The organism is Janthinobacterium algoris (assembly GCF_051380935.1).
In the GTDB taxonomy this organism is placed as follows: Bacteria; Pseudomonadota; Gammaproteobacteria; order Burkholderiales; family Burkholderiaceae_D; genus Janthinobacterium.
The window spans coordinates 255,356-270,863 of the sequence record NZ_JBNYXZ010000003.1; the positions used below are offsets into that span (position 1 = coordinate 255,356).

The 15,508-nt window shown below is 61.8% G+C and carries 16 protein-coding genes; 9 read left to right on the forward strand and 7 right to left on the reverse strand.

The features are described from left to right. Positions 1–19 precede the first annotated feature (19 nt). Together hemA and ACQ4W7_RS06130 are read right to left on the reverse strand one after the other, a co-directional pair. A complete protein-coding gene (gene hemA / locus ACQ4W7_RS06125) occupies positions 20–1,294 on the reverse strand; it encodes a glutamyl-tRNA reductase (protein ID WP_426073540.1) in 1,275 nt (424 codons plus the stop codon). A 92-nt stretch (positions 1,295–1,386) separates the two neighbouring features. Next, positions 1,387–2,076, reverse strand: a complete 690-nt coding sequence (locus ACQ4W7_RS06130; protein WP_426073539.1) for a response regulator transcription factor — start codon at positions 2,074–2,076, stop codon at positions 1,387–1,389. A gap of 170 nt (positions 2,077–2,246) precedes the next feature. Here ACQ4W7_RS06130 and ACQ4W7_RS06135 point away from each other — a divergent pair, with 170 nt between their 5' ends. Continuing rightward, positions 2,247–2,750 carry a hypothetical protein gene (locus tag ACQ4W7_RS06135; protein WP_426073538.1) on the forward strand — a complete coding sequence of 168 codons (504 nt, stop codon included), beginning with the start codon at positions 2,247–2,249 and terminating at the stop codon, positions 2,748–2,750. 3 nt (positions 2,751–2,753) lie between these two features. On the opposite strand, the gene minE is transcribed toward ACQ4W7_RS06135, so the two are convergent. The 4 genes from minE to metE all read right to left on the reverse strand — a co-directional run bounded on the left by minE (position 2,754) and on the right by metE (position 7,174). Then, positions 2,754–3,005, reverse strand: a complete 252-nt coding sequence (minE, locus tag ACQ4W7_RS06140) for a cell division topological specificity factor MinE (protein WP_071079935.1) — start codon at positions 3,003–3,005, stop codon at positions 2,754–2,756. Position 3,006: 1 nt separating this feature from the next. Further along, positions 3,007–3,822 carry a septum site-determining protein MinD gene (gene minD / locus ACQ4W7_RS06145; RefSeq protein ID WP_131689577.1) on the reverse strand — a complete coding sequence of 272 codons (816 nt, stop codon included), beginning with the start codon at positions 3,820–3,822 and terminating at the stop codon, positions 3,007–3,009. A gap of 37 nt (positions 3,823–3,859) precedes the next feature. Further along, a complete protein-coding gene (gene minC, locus ACQ4W7_RS06150) occupies positions 3,860–4,609 on the reverse strand; it encodes a septum site-determining protein MinC (protein ID WP_426073537.1) in 750 nt (249 codons plus the stop codon). 228 nt (positions 4,610–4,837) lie between these two features. After that, positions 4,838–7,174, reverse strand: coding sequence for a 5-methyltetrahydropteroyltriglutamate--homocysteine S-methyltransferase (gene metE / locus ACQ4W7_RS06155; protein WP_436529174.1), 2,337 nt, complete (start codon positions 7,172–7,174; stop codon positions 4,838–4,840). Positions 7,175–7,292: 118 nt separating this feature from the next. On the opposite strand from metE, the gene ACQ4W7_RS06160 reads away from it, so the two are divergent. From ACQ4W7_RS06160 to ACQ4W7_RS06180, 5 genes are all read left to right on the forward strand, one after another. Beyond that, positions 7,293–8,201: a LysR family transcriptional regulator gene (locus tag ACQ4W7_RS06160; protein WP_436529176.1), complete on the forward strand. Its 909-nt coding sequence runs from the start codon at positions 7,293–7,295 to the stop codon at positions 8,199–8,201. 129 nt (positions 8,202–8,330) lie between these two features. After that, on the forward strand, positions 8,331–8,816 hold the full coding sequence (locus tag ACQ4W7_RS06165; RefSeq protein ID WP_436529178.1) for a phasin family protein: 486 nt from the start codon (positions 8,331–8,333) through the stop codon (positions 8,814–8,816). A gap of 231 nt (positions 8,817–9,047) precedes the next feature. Next, the gene (locus ACQ4W7_RS06170) at positions 9,048–10,226 is read left to right on the forward strand and encodes an acetyl-CoA C-acetyltransferase (RefSeq protein ID WP_426073533.1); all 1,179 of its coding nucleotides are present in this window, start codon (positions 9,048–9,050) and stop codon (positions 10,224–10,226) included. A gap of 143 nt (positions 10,227–10,369) precedes the next feature. Beyond that, positions 10,370–11,110 (forward strand): acetoacetyl-CoA reductase, encoded by a 741-nt coding sequence (gene phbB, locus ACQ4W7_RS06175; protein ID WP_035823615.1) that lies wholly within the window; start codon positions 10,370–10,372, stop codon positions 11,108–11,110. A gap of 117 nt (positions 11,111–11,227) precedes the next feature. Continuing rightward, positions 11,228–12,676 carry a tetratricopeptide repeat protein gene (locus ACQ4W7_RS06180; protein ID WP_436529180.1) on the forward strand — a complete coding sequence of 483 codons (1,449 nt, stop codon included), beginning with the start codon at positions 11,228–11,230 and terminating at the stop codon, positions 12,674–12,676. Here the strand turns inward: ACQ4W7_RS06180 and ACQ4W7_RS06185 are convergent. Continuing rightward, positions 12,613–13,233 carry a LysE family translocator gene (locus ACQ4W7_RS06185; protein ID WP_436529182.1) on the reverse strand — a complete coding sequence of 207 codons (621 nt, stop codon included), beginning with the start codon at positions 13,231–13,233 and terminating at the stop codon, positions 12,613–12,615. The genes ACQ4W7_RS06180 and ACQ4W7_RS06185 overlap by 64 nt on opposite strands. 153 nt (positions 13,234–13,386) lie before the next feature. Between ACQ4W7_RS06185 and ACQ4W7_RS06190 the strand changes: the two genes are divergently transcribed. The 3 genes from ACQ4W7_RS06190 to ACQ4W7_RS06200 all read left to right on the forward strand — a co-directional run bounded on the left by ACQ4W7_RS06190 (position 13,387) and on the right by ACQ4W7_RS06200 (position 15,464). Beyond that, positions 13,387–13,869 carry an Lrp/AsnC family transcriptional regulator gene (locus tag ACQ4W7_RS06190; protein WP_010393611.1) on the forward strand — a complete coding sequence of 161 codons (483 nt, stop codon included), beginning with the start codon at positions 13,387–13,389 and terminating at the stop codon, positions 13,867–13,869. Positions 13,870–13,954: 85 nt separating this feature from the next. Further along, on the forward strand, positions 13,955–14,911 hold the full coding sequence (gene pip, locus ACQ4W7_RS06195) for a prolyl aminopeptidase (protein WP_436529184.1): 957 nt from the start codon (positions 13,955–13,957) through the stop codon (positions 14,909–14,911). 112 nt (positions 14,912–15,023) lie between these two features. After that, the gene (locus ACQ4W7_RS06200) at positions 15,024–15,464 is read left to right on the forward strand and encodes a DUF2721 domain-containing protein (protein WP_071079926.1); all 441 of its coding nucleotides are present in this window, start codon (positions 15,024–15,026) and stop codon (positions 15,462–15,464) included. Positions 15,465–15,508 lie beyond the last annotated feature (44 nt).

The following is a 15,508-nucleotide window of genomic DNA, read 5'->3' on the forward strand; positions in this document are numbered from 1 at the left end:
GGCGGCCAGCGGGGCTGCGCTAACGGCGGGGGCGGAACAGTTTCGGCAGCAGGGTGACCAGCTGCTTGCGCTCGTCGCCCTGCGCATGGTGCAGCGCCTGCTGCGGACCGTGCAGGAACTTGGCCGTCAAGCCTTTCGACAGTGCTTCCAGCACGGCATCGATGTCGGCGCCCTTGGCCAGCATCTTGCGCGCCCGTTCCACTTCCATCAGGCGCAGCGCTTCGCTGTTTTCATGCAAATGCTGGATGACGGGCACCATGGCGCGGTCGTCGACCCAGCTCATGAACGACTGCACGCGCGTCTCGATGATGACCTCGGCTTGCGCCACGGCCGCTTGGCGGCTTTCCATGCCCGTCTGCACGACCTTGCCCAGGTCGTCGACCGTGTACAGGAAGACATCGTTCAGGCGGCCCACTTCCGATTCGATGTCGCGCGGCACAGCCAGGTCGACCATGAACATGGGCTTGTGGCGGCGTGCCTTGATGGCGCGCTCGACCAGACCCAGGCCCAGCAGCGGCAAGGACGACGCCGTGCACGAGATGACGATGTCGAACTGGTGCAGCATTTCTGGCAGGTCGGCCAGGCGGATGGCCTTGCCATTGAAGCGGTGCGCCAATTCCTCGCCCCGTTCCATGGTGCGGTTGGCAATGGTGATGCTTTTAGGATTTTGCGCGGCAAAGTGCGTGGCGCACAATTCAATCATTTCGCCGGCGCCGATGAACAGCACGTTCTGCTCGGCAATCTTGTCGAAGATGCGCTGCGACAGGCGTACGGCCGCAGCCGCCATGGAAACGCTGTGGGCGCCGATTTCCGTGCTGCTGCGCACTTCCTTGGCGACGGAAAAACTGCGCTGGAACAATTGGTGCAGATACGTGCCCAGGCCGCCGACCTCGTCTGCCGTGCGGATGGCATCCTTGATCTGCCCCAGGATCTGCGTTTCGCCCAGCACCATCGAGTCCAGCCCGGAGGCGACGCGGAAGGTGTGGCGCACGGCATCGTGCTGCGGCAGCATATATAAGTGCGGGCGCAGCTCGCTGTAGTTGAGCTTGTGATAATCGGCCAGGAAATGCGCACCCGCGTCGAGCGGATTGGGTACGTGGCTGGCCGCATACAGCTCGGTGCGGTTGCACGTCGAGAGGATGGCCGCTTCGTCGTTGTCGCGCAGGTCGATGCGCTGGAACCAGGTACGCGCCGCCATCACCGCCTGACCCAGATGCTCAGGCGCAAACGCCAGCTGTTCGCGGAGCGACACTGGGGCGGTGGTATGGTTGAGGCCGACGGCGAGCAGTTGCATTTCAGGGCTGTTGGGAATTCTTATGCCGACATTATAGCGCCTTGTGCCCGCTCTTTGAGCAGTTCGTCTGTTTTCGTCCGGATGCGTGGGCGTCACCCGCCCAGTTTTTCCAGGCGATAACCATAACTGTAGACGGGCACCAGGCGGTAGCCGTGTTCCGGTTTCAGTTGCAGCTTGTTGCGCACGCGCGAGACGTGGGTATCCATGGTGCGCGAGGGCAGGGCCGTATCGCGCTGCCACACGGCTTCATGGATGTAGGCGCGCGACAGGGGACGGCCCAGGTTGCGGAAAAACAGCAGCGCCAGGGCAAATTCCTTGTGCGTCACGTCCAGCACTTCGCCATCGCGCAGCAGGCGACCGGGGCGGGTTTCAAACGTATACTGACCGAATTGCAAGTACTCGGCGCCATTCTGCGCCGGGTAGGCCACGCGCAGCAGCGCCTGGGTGCGCAAGGTCAGTTCGCTGCGCCGCAAGGGCTTGATCATGTAGTCGTCGGCGCCCGCCGTCATGCCGGCCACCACGTCATCTTCGCCTGAGCTGTTGGTCATAAACAACACGGGCGCCTTCGGCGCCAGTTTTTCCCTGGCCCGGCGTAATACTTCCGCGCCATCCAGATCGCTCACATGCCAGTCGAGGATGAGCATGTCGCAACTGTCCTTGCGCAATTGCCCCAGCATTTCCTTGCCACTCTGAAACTCGTGGCAAGCGTGGCCGGCGGCGGTGAGCACCTGGCAGATCAGTTCTGCCTGACTATGATCGCTATCGAGTACGGCAATTCGCATAATGGGCTGGAATGTGTAGCAACAAACAGACGGTCCGCTCTGCTTATCGTAATGTTAAGGAATGCTCAAGTGAAATATAACAGAGATTGCCATTGTGTCCAGTGAAATCAACGGCCACATTCTTTACGTTACACTTGTTCATCTACCCCCTTATTAGTGGAGAAACGCGCATGGCAGACAAGAGCAGCACCGATTGGACCCTGATACCGGCCAGTCGTGCCGAAATCGAGCAAGTGCGCGAGCGTTGCCGGCGCCTGGTGCAGCGGCGTGCATTGATGTCGGCGGGCGCCTCGGCCATCCCCATTCCCGGCATCGACCTGATGTCGGATGTCGGGTTGTTTTCCATGCTGATCAACGATATCAATCACGAATTCGGCCTCACGCCCGAACAGATCGAGCGTCTCAACCCGCAGTTCAAGATGATGGCCTACCGCGCGGCGGTGGGCATGGGTGGCATGTTGGTGGGAAAACTGGTGTCGCGCGAACTGATCCTCCAGCTGCTCAAGCGCAGTGGCGTCAAGATTGCCACCAAGCAGGTGGCGCGCTTCGTGCCGTTTGCCGGCCAAGTGGTGGCGGCAGCCATCGGCTACGCCGTGTTCCGCCAGATCGGCAACCAGCACGTGAATGCCTGCGCCGCGGTGGCGCAGGAATTGCTCACGGTCAGGCCGGATTAGGCGCTACGCGTCCGGCAGCACCACGTTGACGTCGAGCACCTCCAGGTTGCCCTGGCGGTCCAGCGAAATCTTGATGTCGTCGGCATTCACCTTGGTGTACTTGGAAATGACGGCGATCAATTCCTTGTGCAGGGCGGGCAGGAAGTCCGGACCACCGCGTCCGCTGCGTTCGCGGGCGATGATGATCTGCAGGCGTTCCTTGGCTGCGGTCGCCGTCTTCGGCTTGGGGGGAAACAGGAAAGAAAGCAAGGCCATATCACTTCGCCCCAAAAATGCGCTGGAGTAATCCAGGCTTTTCATAGTTGGTAAAGCGCAGCTCGACATCTTCGCCGAGGAAACGCGAGACCACGTCTTCATAGGCTTGCGCCACGTCCGTCCCCTTGAAATGGATGGCGGGATTGCCCTGATTCGAGGCGGCCAGCACTTGTTCCGATTCTGGAATGATGCCCACCAGCGGGATGCGCAGGATTTCCTGCACGTCCTGGTAGGACAGCATTTCATCCGATTCCACGCGTTTCGGCGAGTAGCGGGTAATCAGCAAATGTTCCTTGACCGGCTCGCCGCCCGTCTGCGCGCGGCGCGACTTGGCTTGCAGGATGCCCAGGATGCGGTCCGAATCGCGCACCGATGACACTTCCGGGTTGGTGACGATGATGGCTTCATCGGCAAACGTCAGCGCCATCAGCGCGCCATGCTCGATACCGGCCGGCGAATCGCAGATGATGAATTCGAAGCCCATGTTGATCAGGTCGTTCAACACGCGTTCCACGCCTTCTTCCGACAGGGCGTCCTTGTCGCGCGTTTGCGAGGCGGGCAGGATGAACAGGTTGTCGCAGTGCTTATCCTTGATCAAGGCCTGGTTCAGGCTGGCCTCTTTATTGATCACATTGATCAAGTCATACACGACGCGGCGCTCGCAACCCATGATCAGGTCGAGGTTGCGCAGGCCCACATCGAAGTCGAGCACGGCTGTCTTGTGGCCGCGCATGGCCAGACCAGTGGCAAAACTGGCGCTAGAGGTCGTCTTGCCGACACCGCCCTTGCCGGACGTCACAACAATAATTCTTGCCACAAATAATCCTTTTCAGATATCTCTTGAATTGTGCAGCTTAAGAGCGGTTCACGGGAGTGACCGGATTGACAGAGTGTATATCGATTCTGTCTCCAGCCAAACGAATTTGCGCGGGTCCGCGCGCCATTTCTGCGGGGAAACCATCCTCGAACGTGCGGTATACGCCGGCGATCGAGACCAGTTCCGGTTCCATGGCCAGCGCGAAGATGCGCGCCTGGGCATTGCCCGAGGCGCCGGCCAGCGCGCGGCCATACAGCGAGGAATACACATGGATGCTGCCGTCGGCGATGATTTCGGCGCCATTGTTGACGACAGCCGTGATGATCAGGTCGCAGCCGCGCGCGTAAATGCGCTGGCCCGCCCGCACGGGCGTGTCGATCACCATCACCTGCGCCTCGGCACCCGCTTGGGCGGCCGCCGTGGCGCTATCCTTCGGGCCATCCTTGGGCGGCGCATCGTCGCGCGTCTTGCCGCTGTCCAGACTCAAGCCTTGCGCCAGGATGGCGTCATGCATGTCGGCCGGCGCATTGCGCACGGCCACGGCATTCAAGCGGTATTTTTTCAGCAGGGCCACGAGGGCGGCCCAGTCGATGGGCACGCTGCCGGGCGGTAAGGCAGCCACGTCCAGCACGGCCAGGTCGTCCTCGAAAAAGTCCGCCACGCCCCCCGTCATGTCGCGCAAGGCGGCATCGAGTGCCTGCGTATCGGCGCTATGCATAATGGCGGAGACAGCAACGACGGTGGAAATCTTGATTTCGATAGGCTTCTGCGACGGGCTTTTGGACATAAACATTTATCAAAGTGAAACTGCGGCAGGCCAACTGTTCCGTACGGCAACAATGGGAGCAGTAAATTTCTTGCATTCTACTGCAAAAAAATCAGCGTCAGGGACCTGGAGTGTGCTATTCCGCAGGGCAACAGTGACTTCTTGTCAAAAAACAAGGGCGGCGCCCCGGAAAACCGCTGCGCCGCCCCGCAAGCAGCTGAGAATGCGCCCTGACGGCGCTAGCCTGCGTCAAGCCGCGCGCATCTGCTGTGCCGCCGCGACCATATTGCGCAACGCCGCTTCCGTTTCCGCCCAGCCCCGCGTCTTCAAGCCGCAGTCCGGGTTCACCCATAAGTTGGCCGGCGCAATCGCGGCGCTGGCTTTTTGCAGCAACTTCACCATGTCGGGCGTCGAGGGGATGCGCGGCGAGTGGACGTCGTACACGCCGGGGCCGATGTCGTTCGGATACTGGAACTGGCCAAAGCCCGTCAGTAGTTCCATGTCCGAGCGGCTCGTTTCTATCGTGATCACGTCGGCGTCCATGGCGGCGATCTGCGGCAGGATGTCGTTGAACTCCGCATAGCACATGTGCGTGTGGATCTGCGTCGTGTCCTTGACCACGGAAGCGGCGATGCGGAAGGCGCGCGTGGCCCAGTCCAGGTAGGCGTCCCACTGGCCGCGGCGCAGTGGCAAGCCTTCGCGGATGGCCGGCTCGTCGATCTGGATGATGCCGATGCCGGCCGTTTCCAGGTCTTGCACCTCGTCGCGGATGGCCAGGGCCAGTTGCAGCGCCGTGCTGGCGCGCGGCTGGTCGTCGCGCACGAACGACCATTGCAAGATCGTGACGGGGCCCGTCAGCATGCCCTTCATGGGTTTTTGCGTCAGGCTTTGCGCGTGCATCGTCCAGGCTACTGTCATGGCGGCCGGGCGCTGCACGTCGCCGTAGATGATGGGCGGCTTGACGCAGCGCGAGCCGTACGATTGCACCCAGCCCAGGCGCGTGAAGATGAACCCGTCCAATTGTTCGCCGAAGTATTCGACCATGTCGTTGCGTTCCGCCTCGCCATGCACCAGCACGTCCAGACCCAGCGCTTCCTGGCGCCCTACGACGTGGGCGATTTCCGCGCGCAGCTGGTTGTCATACTCGGCGCTTGCCAGTTCGCCCCGCTTGAAACTCGCGCGGGCGGCGCGGATGGCCGTCGTCTGCGGGAAGGAGCCGATGGTCGTTGTCGGGAAGTCTGGCAAGCGCAGGCGTGCGCGTTGCACGCCCTGGCGCTGCGGGAAGCTGGAATCGCGGCGGTCGACGCTGGGCGTGAGCGTTTGCAGGCGTTGCGTGACCGATGCACGGTGGACGCGGGGGCTGGCGCGCCGCCCTGCAATGGCCAGACGAGACTTTGCCAGCGCGGCCAGCGCGTCGTCGTCGGGAGGGCCTTCCAGCGCCCCCTTGAGCAGGGACAGTTCCACTAACTTCTCCGTGGCAAACGCCAGCCACGTGCGGATTTCACCGTCGAGGTCCGTTTCGGCTTCCAGGCTGAACGGTACGTGCAGCAGCGAGCATGAGGGCGCCAGCCACAGGTGGCCGTTGCGCTTGGCTGCCAGCGGCTGCAGCATGGCCAGGGCCGCGTCGAGGTCGGTGCGCCAGATGTTGCGCCCGTCGACGATGCCGATGGACAAGACTTTATGCGCGGGCAGCCAGTCCGTGACGCTGATCAGCTCGTGCGGCGCGCGGATGCCGTCCACGTGCAGGCCGGCCACAGGCAGGCGGCAGGTCAGGCTGAGGTTTTCTTCCAGCGGCGAGAAATACGTGGCCAGCAGGATATTCACGCCCACCTGGTTCAGCTGCCAGTAGGCGCTCTCGAAGGCGCTGCGCCAGGCGTTGGGCAAGTCCAGTCCCAGGATCGGTTCATCGAGCTGCACCCACGTCACGCCTTGCTGCTTGAGGCGGTCGAGCAGGGCGCCGTAGACGGGCAGCAATTGTTCCAGCAGGGCCAGACGGTCGAAGCCGGACTCGCCGGGCGTCTTTTCCTTGCCCAGCCAGAGGAAGGTGAGGGGGCCGATCAGGGCCGCCTTGACCTGGTGACCGAGCACCTGCGCCTCGGCCACTTCCGCCAGCAGGCGCTCGCAGGCCAGCGAAAACCGGGTCTGCGGCGACAATTCGGGCACCAGGTAATGGTAATTGGTGTCAAACCACTTGCTCATTTCCAGCGCGTGATTGCCGGCGGCGTGCTCATGGTGCGCTTGACTGTGCGTGCAGCCGGCGTGGTCCGCCTGGTTGTCGTTGCCGCGCGCCATCGTGAAATAGCGCGACAGCGGCGATTGTGCTGCGTCAAAGCGGAAACGCGCCGGTTCGCAGCCCAGCAGCTGGATATGGCTGGCCACCTGGTCGTACAAGGCGAAGTCGCCCACGGTGACATAGTCCAGCCCGGCGTCGCGTTGCAGTGCCCAGTGGCGCGTGCGCAGTTGCTGGCCCGTGGCTTCCAGGGCGGCCTCGGACACCTCGCCACGCCAGTGGCTTTCCAGCGCCAATTTCAGTTCCCGCGCGGCGCCGATACGGGGAAAGCCAAGGATGTGGGTATGAATGGTCATGATGTCATCGAGATTTAATGTGAATGCGCTAGAGTGTGCGGCAACTTAATCTATAATCAAAACGAAACCTTTTTACGAATAACATGAAAATATTTCACGTACATCACCCATTTTCCCAATGCTAGAAATCCGTCACCTGCGCACCCTGAGTGCCTTGCGTTCCTCCGGCAGCCTGGTGCGCGCTGCGCAGTTGCTCAATTTGACGCAGTCGGCCCTGTCGCACCAGATCCGTTTGCTGGAAGAGCGCTACAAGGCGCCCTTGTTCGAGCGCAAGTCGATGCCGATCGCCTTTACGGCCACGGGCAGCCGGCTGCTGGAGCTGGCCGACAAGCTGTTGCCCGAGATCGAGCTGGCCGAGCGCGACGTGGTGCGCCTGTCGCAGGGCGACAAGGGGCAGCTGCGCGTGGCGCTCGAATGCCATACCTGCTTCGACTGGCTGATGCCGGTGATGGACGCGTTCCGCCAGCGCTGGCCTGAGGTGGAAATCGATCTGGTGTCGGGCTTTCACAGCGAACCGGCGGAGCTGCTGCGCTCGGGCGAGGCGGACCTCGTGATCGGCTCGCCGTATGGCCCCGATTTCACCGTGTTTCCCCTGTTTCGCTTTGAAATGCTGGTGGTGATGGCGCAGAAGCACCGGCTGCAGGCGCAGCGCCGGCTGGTGGCGGCCGACTTTACAGGCGAGACCCTGATCACCTATCCCGTGCCGGAAGAGCGTATTGATCTGATCCGCGAAGTGCTGCGGCCGGCCGGCATCCAGTTTGAACGCCGCACGGCCGAGCTGACGGTGGCCGTGCTGCAACTGGTGGCGAGTCGGCGCGGCATCGCCGCCTTGCCGAACTGGGCCATCAAAAATTACGTCGATTACGATTATGTGGTGGCGCGTCCGGTGGGGGAGCACGGCTTGTGGAGCGACCTGTATGTCTCCGTGCCGGAGCAGTTGCAGGACAAGGCGTATGTGCGCGATTTCGTCAGCGTGATACGCGAACAGTGCGCGGCTTCGCTCGATGGCATCAAGTTGTTGTCCTGATCAACGTTGAGTTGGAAACAAACCAACAGGAAAGCTTGATAAATATCAAGGTTTAGCAATGAACCACCGCTTACAGTTGAGCACTGTGCGGCGCAACATGGCGCCGCCTACTCTTTGGGGAGGAACGATATGTTTTCATTTTCGGAACAATGGGCACTCGCCGGCAAGGCCGTGGTGGAAGCACAGTTGAGCAGTGCGCAAGCGTATCTCCAGGCTGCGCTCGACAGCGGTGCCAGCGTGCTCGATTGGCAGATCGATGCGGGCCGCGCGGCGCTGGCGGCCGCTACGGTGGCGGGCAATCAGCTGCTGTCCGTGAAGGATACGCAAGCGCTGCTGCAACTGTCGCGCACGCAGTCGCAACTGGCCATCGAACGCATCGGTGCATATGGCCGCCAGGCAAAGGATGTTGCTCAAGAAACCCATGAGAAATTCGACACTGTGACAAAGGGTGAGTTTGCTGCATCGCGTCAAAAATTTGGTGAGCTGTTGCAGGTAGTAAAGCAAACGCCCGTACCCCTGATTATTCCCTTTAATAATTTTCTAAAAACCACTTTCGGCGGCGCCGATGAAGGGTATGATAAAAATAAAAACACGCGTCCCGCTCGTCAAACGTAGGCGCGTTGCGGCCCGGCAGCGGCTATCCGCCGCGCCAGGCCGCCCGCCGCCACCGCAGGGCGGGCTGCCATCGCTGTCGTCTGCCATGCGGTGCTGGAACTGTGGCGCATGCCACGCTAGAATGAAACACAGCTATGAAACACAGCTTGCTGTGTCTTCCAGAATTCGGATTCATTGGATTCTATTAACACCTTGACCTTGGCCTTCTTGGCCTGCATATCGGAGAAATAAATGGATGATGTCGTAATCGTGGCCGCCGGCCGTACCGCAGTCGGTAAATTCGGTGGCAGTCTGGCCAAGATTCCTGCGTCCGAACTGGGCGCGCATGTAATCAAGGGCTTGCTGGCACAAACCGGCATCGACCCGAACCTGATCGGCGAAGCGATCCTGGGCCAGGTGCTGACGGCTGCCGTCGGCCAGAACGCCGCGCGCCAGGCTGTCATCAAGGCAGGTTTGCCCAGCTCCATCCCGGCATTCACCATCAACAAGGTATGCGGCAGCGGCCTGAAGGCCACGCACCTGGCGGCGCAAGCGATCAAGTGCGGCGACGCCAACATCATCATCGCCGGCGGCCAGGAAAACATGAGCGCATCGCCGCACGCCATGAACGGCTCGCGCGACGGTTTCCGCATGGGCGACTTCAAGATGATCGACACCATGATCGTCGACGGCCTGTGGGACGTGTACAACCAGTACCACATGGGCATCACGGCGGAAAACGTCGCCAAGAAATATGAAGTGACGCGCGCCGAGCAAGATGAATTCGCGCTGCAATCGCAATTGAAGGCGGAAGCGGCGCAAAAAGCGGGCAAGTTCAAGGATGAAATCCTGCCGCTGGAAATCGCCAACAAAAAAGGCACCGTTGTCTTCGACAGCGACGAATACATCAAGCCCGGATCGACCCTGGAATCGCTGACCGGCCTGCGCCCCGCGTTCGCCAAGGACGGTACTGTCACGGCCGGCAACGCCTCGGGCCTGAACGATGGCGCCGCCGCCGTCATCATGATGTCCGCCTCGCAAGCGAAGGAACTGGGTCTCAAGCCGCTGGCGCGCATCAAGGCTTACGCCTCGTCGGGTCTGGACCCGGCCGTCATGGGCATGGGCCCTGTCTCCGCCTCGCGTTTGTGCCTGAAAAAAGCCGGCTGGACGCATGAAGAGCTGGACTTGATGGAAATCAACGAAGCGTTTGCCGCGCAAGCGATTGCCGTCAACAAGGAAATGGGCTGGGATACCAGCAAGATCAACGTGAACGGCGGCGCGATTGCCATCGGCCACCCGATCGGCGCCTCCGGCGCGCGCATCCTGGTCACCCTGATCCATGAAATGATACGCCGCGACGCCAAGAAAGGCTTGGCAGCCCTGTGCATCGGCGGCGGCATGGGTGTTGCTTTAGCCATCGAACGCGACTAATAGCTGCCAACCGAAGCCAAGCCGTTACGCGCAGTGCGTGGCGGCCTGGTACGGTGCGGTACGCCGCCGTCACGCGGCGGGTGTGGATGGTTTTAAGCAAATGATTAACTTTTTAGCAACAGAACGACACTGAGGGGATGAAAATGGCAAGAGTTGCATTGGTAACTGGTGGCATGGGTGGTCTGGGCGAAGCAGTCTGTTTCAAGCTGGCGGCGCTCGGCTATCGCGTGGTCACGACCTATTCTCCAGGCAATCCGAAGGTCGCGGAATGGCTGGCGACGACCAAGGACATGGGCTATGACTTCAAGGCGTATCCGTGCGACGTGGCTGACTACGATTCGGCGGCTGCCTGTGTGGCTGCCGTGGAAGCGGAAATCGGTCCTGTCGACGTGCTGGTGAATAACGCCGGCATTACGCGCGACATGACATTCAAAAAGATGGACAAGCCGAACTGGGATGCCGTGATGGGCACCAACCTGGACTCCGTCTTCAACATGACCAAGCCCGTCTGCGACGGTATGGTGGAACGCGGCTGGGGCCGCATCATCAATATCTCGTCCGTGAATGGTCAGAAGGGCGCTTTCGGCCAGACCAACTATTCGGCCGCGAAAGCCGGCATGCACGGTTTCACCAAGTCGCTGGCGCTGGAAGTGGCGCGCAAGAACGTCACCGTCAACACCATTTCGCCAGGCTACATCGGCACCAAGATGGTCATGGCGATTCCGCAGGAAGTGCTCGACAGTAAAATCATCCCGCAAATTCCGATGGCGCGCCTGGGCAAGCCGGAAGAAGTGGCCGGCCTCGTCGCCTACCTGGCTTCCGATGAGGCAGCGTTCGTCACGGGCGCGAATATCTCGATCAACGGCGGCCAGCACATGTCGTAATCGTTGTTGAGGTAAAACAGAAAGACAGCTGCGGCTGTCTTTTTTTATGCTGGCAAGCAAAACAGGCCGGGCGCGTGCTTTGCCTTAGAATCAGCATTTCCCCACCGCATCATCCCCATGACTCTTGTTCCTGCCTTGCGCCGCGCCAGCGTGCTTGCCTTCCTTCTCCTGGGCATTTCCGCTGTCCAGGCCAGCGTCGCGTTCCACGTCACGGTGACTACCGAGCGCGTCAACAAGCCCGGCGTGAACACCAGCCTGCCCGCGCGCGATACGCAGGACAGCGACGTCGTGCTGGGCGAACACTTCATCAGCGTCCGCGATGGCCACACCTTGTCCGTGCTCGATTTTGCCACGCGCCGCCGCTACATGATCGATACGGCGGCGTCCACTTACGACACGTATTCGCTGTTCGACGTGGCGGGTTCTCGCGCCGCTGAGCTGCGCCACCGGCAGGGGATCGCCGGCATGTTGAAGGCGAGTGGCCTTGGCCAGCAGGCAACGCCGCCCGTGTATGAGGAACAAGCGTTGTCGGTGCTGGACAACAAGCGGCGTGGACCCTTGCTGCCACAAGTGCTCGACGGTGCCGTGCTGTGGTCGCTCGACGAGCAGCCTCTGTTGCGCCTGGGGATAGCCGGCAGCCCCGTCACCGGCGACGATGCCACGGCGTTTGCCCAGTATTTGCGCTACACCTGGGGCGGCCACCCGGCGGTGCTGAAGATGCTGGCCGACGGCAAGCGCATTCCCGCGGAATTCACCTTGAGTCACCAGCAGATTGCTGGCAAAGTCACGCGCCATTTCCGCATCAGCGCCATGACAGTGGATGCGCCCGCCACGTACACGCTGGCCGCGTACCGGCCACGCCCGCTGGCGGCTGATGCGCCGGCGCTCGAACGCGTGCTGGCGCAGGCGGCCCTGCCGCCGCCGCTGGGACCCCAGGCGCATCCGGCGCTGCGTGCCGAAGCGGAGCGCCTGTTTGCGGCAGAGAAACCCTTTGACGCCTTCCTGAGCATGCTGGAAGACCATTTTTCCACGGGGGCGCTGGTCGACAAACTCTCGCCGCCGCAGCAGCAGGCCATGCAGCAATGTCAGCCCATCCATGACTTGACGCGCGCACTGCTGGCCAAGGACAAGGAAGGTATTCAGGCCGCGCTGACCACCGTGCAGGGCTTGCGCCAGCAGCACGGCCTGGAGCAGCCGGTACTGGCTTTGTTCGAGGGAAATCTGCGCGCCAAGCTGGGGCAACGGCAGGCAGCGATGGCCTTGTATCTGCAAGTACTGCAGGCGAAGCCGCACATGGCGGCCGCGTACCAGGACTTGGGCGACGCGCTATACGCGCAATTCGATGCGCCAAATGCTTGGCGCAGCTGGGATGCGGGCCGGGCCATGGCGCCGTCGCTGCAGCAATTTCGCAAGGTCAACGACCTTGAGCGTAGCCTGCTGAACGATTACCCCGCCTTCTTTGCCGGCGGGGCGCCGGTTCAGTTGCCGGTTCCGCCGAAAGTTCAGCCCAGCACCAGCCGTCCGGCCAGCAGCACGAAGACAGAAGGCAGCACGAACTTGCCGTAAGGCGAAGGCTTGCCGCGCAGGCTGCGCGCCAGGCGCGCAGCCAGTACGGCGTACACGGCGTCGAACAGCAGGCCCACCAGCACCAGGACGGCGCCCAGGCGCAGGTATTGCATGCCGACGCTGTCGCTGCCGGCGACGAACTGGGGCAGGAACATGCTGCAAAACAGCAGTGCCTTCGGATTGAGCAGATTCGTCAGGAAGCCGCGCACCAGGCTGGCGCGGGCGCTGTGCGCCGTAGCGGGGGCGGCTTCTTCCTGCGCCGTTTTTTTCGACAGGGCCGACTGCAGCAAGCGCAGCGCCAGGTACAACAGATACGCGGCACCCGCCCATTTGACCCACAGCAGGGCTTGCGGATGCGTCACCATCAGCGCCGCCAGGCCCGCGCCCGACAGCGCCACGTGCACCGCGCGCGCGCCGGCGATACCCAATGCCGTCACCAGCGCCGTGGCCACGCCGCGCGCGGCACCTGTCGCCAGCACCAGCGCCATGTCGGGGCCAGGTAATAAAAAGGCGCCGGCCAGTGCCAGCAGGTACATCAGGAAGGTAGAATCGGACATGCAGTCAGTCGAAAAGAAAACGGGAGCAAGCGCACGGTGCAGCCTGCTCGCCGGGCCCCATTATGTTCTTGCTGTGATGAAATGTGCTTGCTTTTCCTGCCCTGCATGCCCTAGTATTTGGGTAGATTCCACTCCTATAAAAACAAAAAATAGATGAAAATTTCAGAAGTTAGCCTCGATGCCACCGATTTGCAGATTCTCAGGCTGTTGCAGGATGAAGGACGACTGTCGAATGCGCGCCTGGCCGAGCGCTTGAAGCTCAGCGAAACCCCCGTCTGGCGCCGCTTGCGCCGCCTGGAAGAGGAAGGTTTTATCACCGGCTACCAAGCTTTGCTCAACCGCAAGAAGCTGGGCATCGGCCTGGTGGCGTTTGTACGGGTCGTGTTTGCCAACCATGGCGGCGAGCAGCCCTCACAGTTCGAGCAAGCCATCGCCACGATTCCCGAGATATTGTCGTGCCACAATGTGGCGGGCGAAGCCGACTATTTCCTGCAAGTAGTGGCGCGCGACCTGGAAGCGTATGGCGAATTCGTTTCGACCGTGCTGCGTCGCCTGCCCGGCGTGGCGGAAATCCAGTCCAGCCTGTCGATGCGCGAAATCAAGTCGTCGAACCGCCTGCCCTTGCCGCTGGCCTGAGGCGCCGGGAGCGCACTATCGCACTATAATTGGGTCTTTGCCAGGCATCCGCTGCCTGGCTTCCAGACTGTCTACGAGGACCGCCATGCCCGATTCCCTGTCGCCCCTGTTTCCCGTCCTGTCGCCGAACCGGCACGGCATGCTGGCGGTCGATGACATCCACACCATTTATTGGGAAGAGTGCGGCAATCCCGATGGCATTCCCGTGCTATTCCTGCATGGCGGCCCCGGCGCGGGCCTGTCGCCGCAACACCGTCGCTTCTTCGATCCGCAGCGCTACCGCGTGATCCTGTTCGACCAGCGCGGCGCGGGCAAGTCTACGCCGCTGGGCGAATGGCGCAACAACACGACGCAGCTGCTGATCGACGATATCGAAGTGCTGCGCGCCCAGTTCGGCATTGCCCAATGGCTGGTGTTTGGCGGTTCCTGGGGTTCGACCCTGGCGCTGGCGTATGGCCAGGCACATCCCGAAGCTTGCCTCGGTTTCGTGCTGCGTGGCATTTTCCTCTGCACGCAGGCGGAAATCGACTGGTTCATCGAAGGCGTGCGCTGGTTTTATCCGGAACTGTACGCGGAATTCGCTGCGCCCATCCCGCTGGAAGAACGCGGCGACTTGCTGGCCGCCTACGTAAAACGCATCCTCAGCAGCGACCCCGCCGTGTACTGGCCCGCCGCGCGCGCCTGGAGCCGCTTCGAGGGCCGCCGCGTGTACCTGATGCCGCAACCGGAAGATGCGCCGAACGATGCGCTGGACCTGGGCGTGGGCCGGCTCGAATCGCATTACATGGCGAATCTCGGTTTCTTCGAGGAAGACCAGCTGATCCGCAACATGGGGCGCATCGCGCATTTGCCGGCCGTCATCGTGCAGGGACGTTACGACGCCATCTGCCCGCCCCTGTCGGCTTACCGCTTGCAGCAAGCCTGGCCCGGCGCGCAGCTGAACATGATCCCGGACGCGGGCCATGGCGCGCTCGAGCATGGCATCGCTTCGGCGCTGGTGAACGCCACCGAGCGTTTCGTGCCGGGACGCGGCTTCGCATGACGTTCAACCATGCCGGTTGGCAAAGCGGCCAGCCGGCGTGCGCCACCTGCTACACTAGCGCCTGTGCCGCCGCCTTCCGCGGGCGGCAGTGCGACCTTACCTTTTTTTACCCATGAACATACAGATCGGCGATATCGGCCATATCATCCAGCTGGCGATTGCGCCGGTCTTCCTGCTGACAGGTATTGGCACCATGCTGGTCGTGCTGACCAACCGCCTGGGGCGCATCATCGACCGCACGCGCGTGCTGGAAGACCGGCTCGACATCGGCTACAACGATTTCTACATGGATGAGTTAGATACGCTCTATACGCGTACCCATCTGATCAATTATTCGATCTCCCTGAGCACGGCTTGCGGGTTCTTTGTCTGCATCATCATCGCCATGCTGTTTCTGGGCGATATTATGAACCTGACGCTGGATAAATACATCGCCGTATTCTTCGTGCTGGCCGTGATCTGCCTGATCGGTTGCTTCACCTATCTGCTGCGCGAGATTTACCTGGCCGCCACCGCCCAGCGCATCCGGCGCCATATCCGCCCGCCCCGCTAGGCGGGCCGCGCCGGTTTTACCTTCCATATTAAGAACGAGTCCAG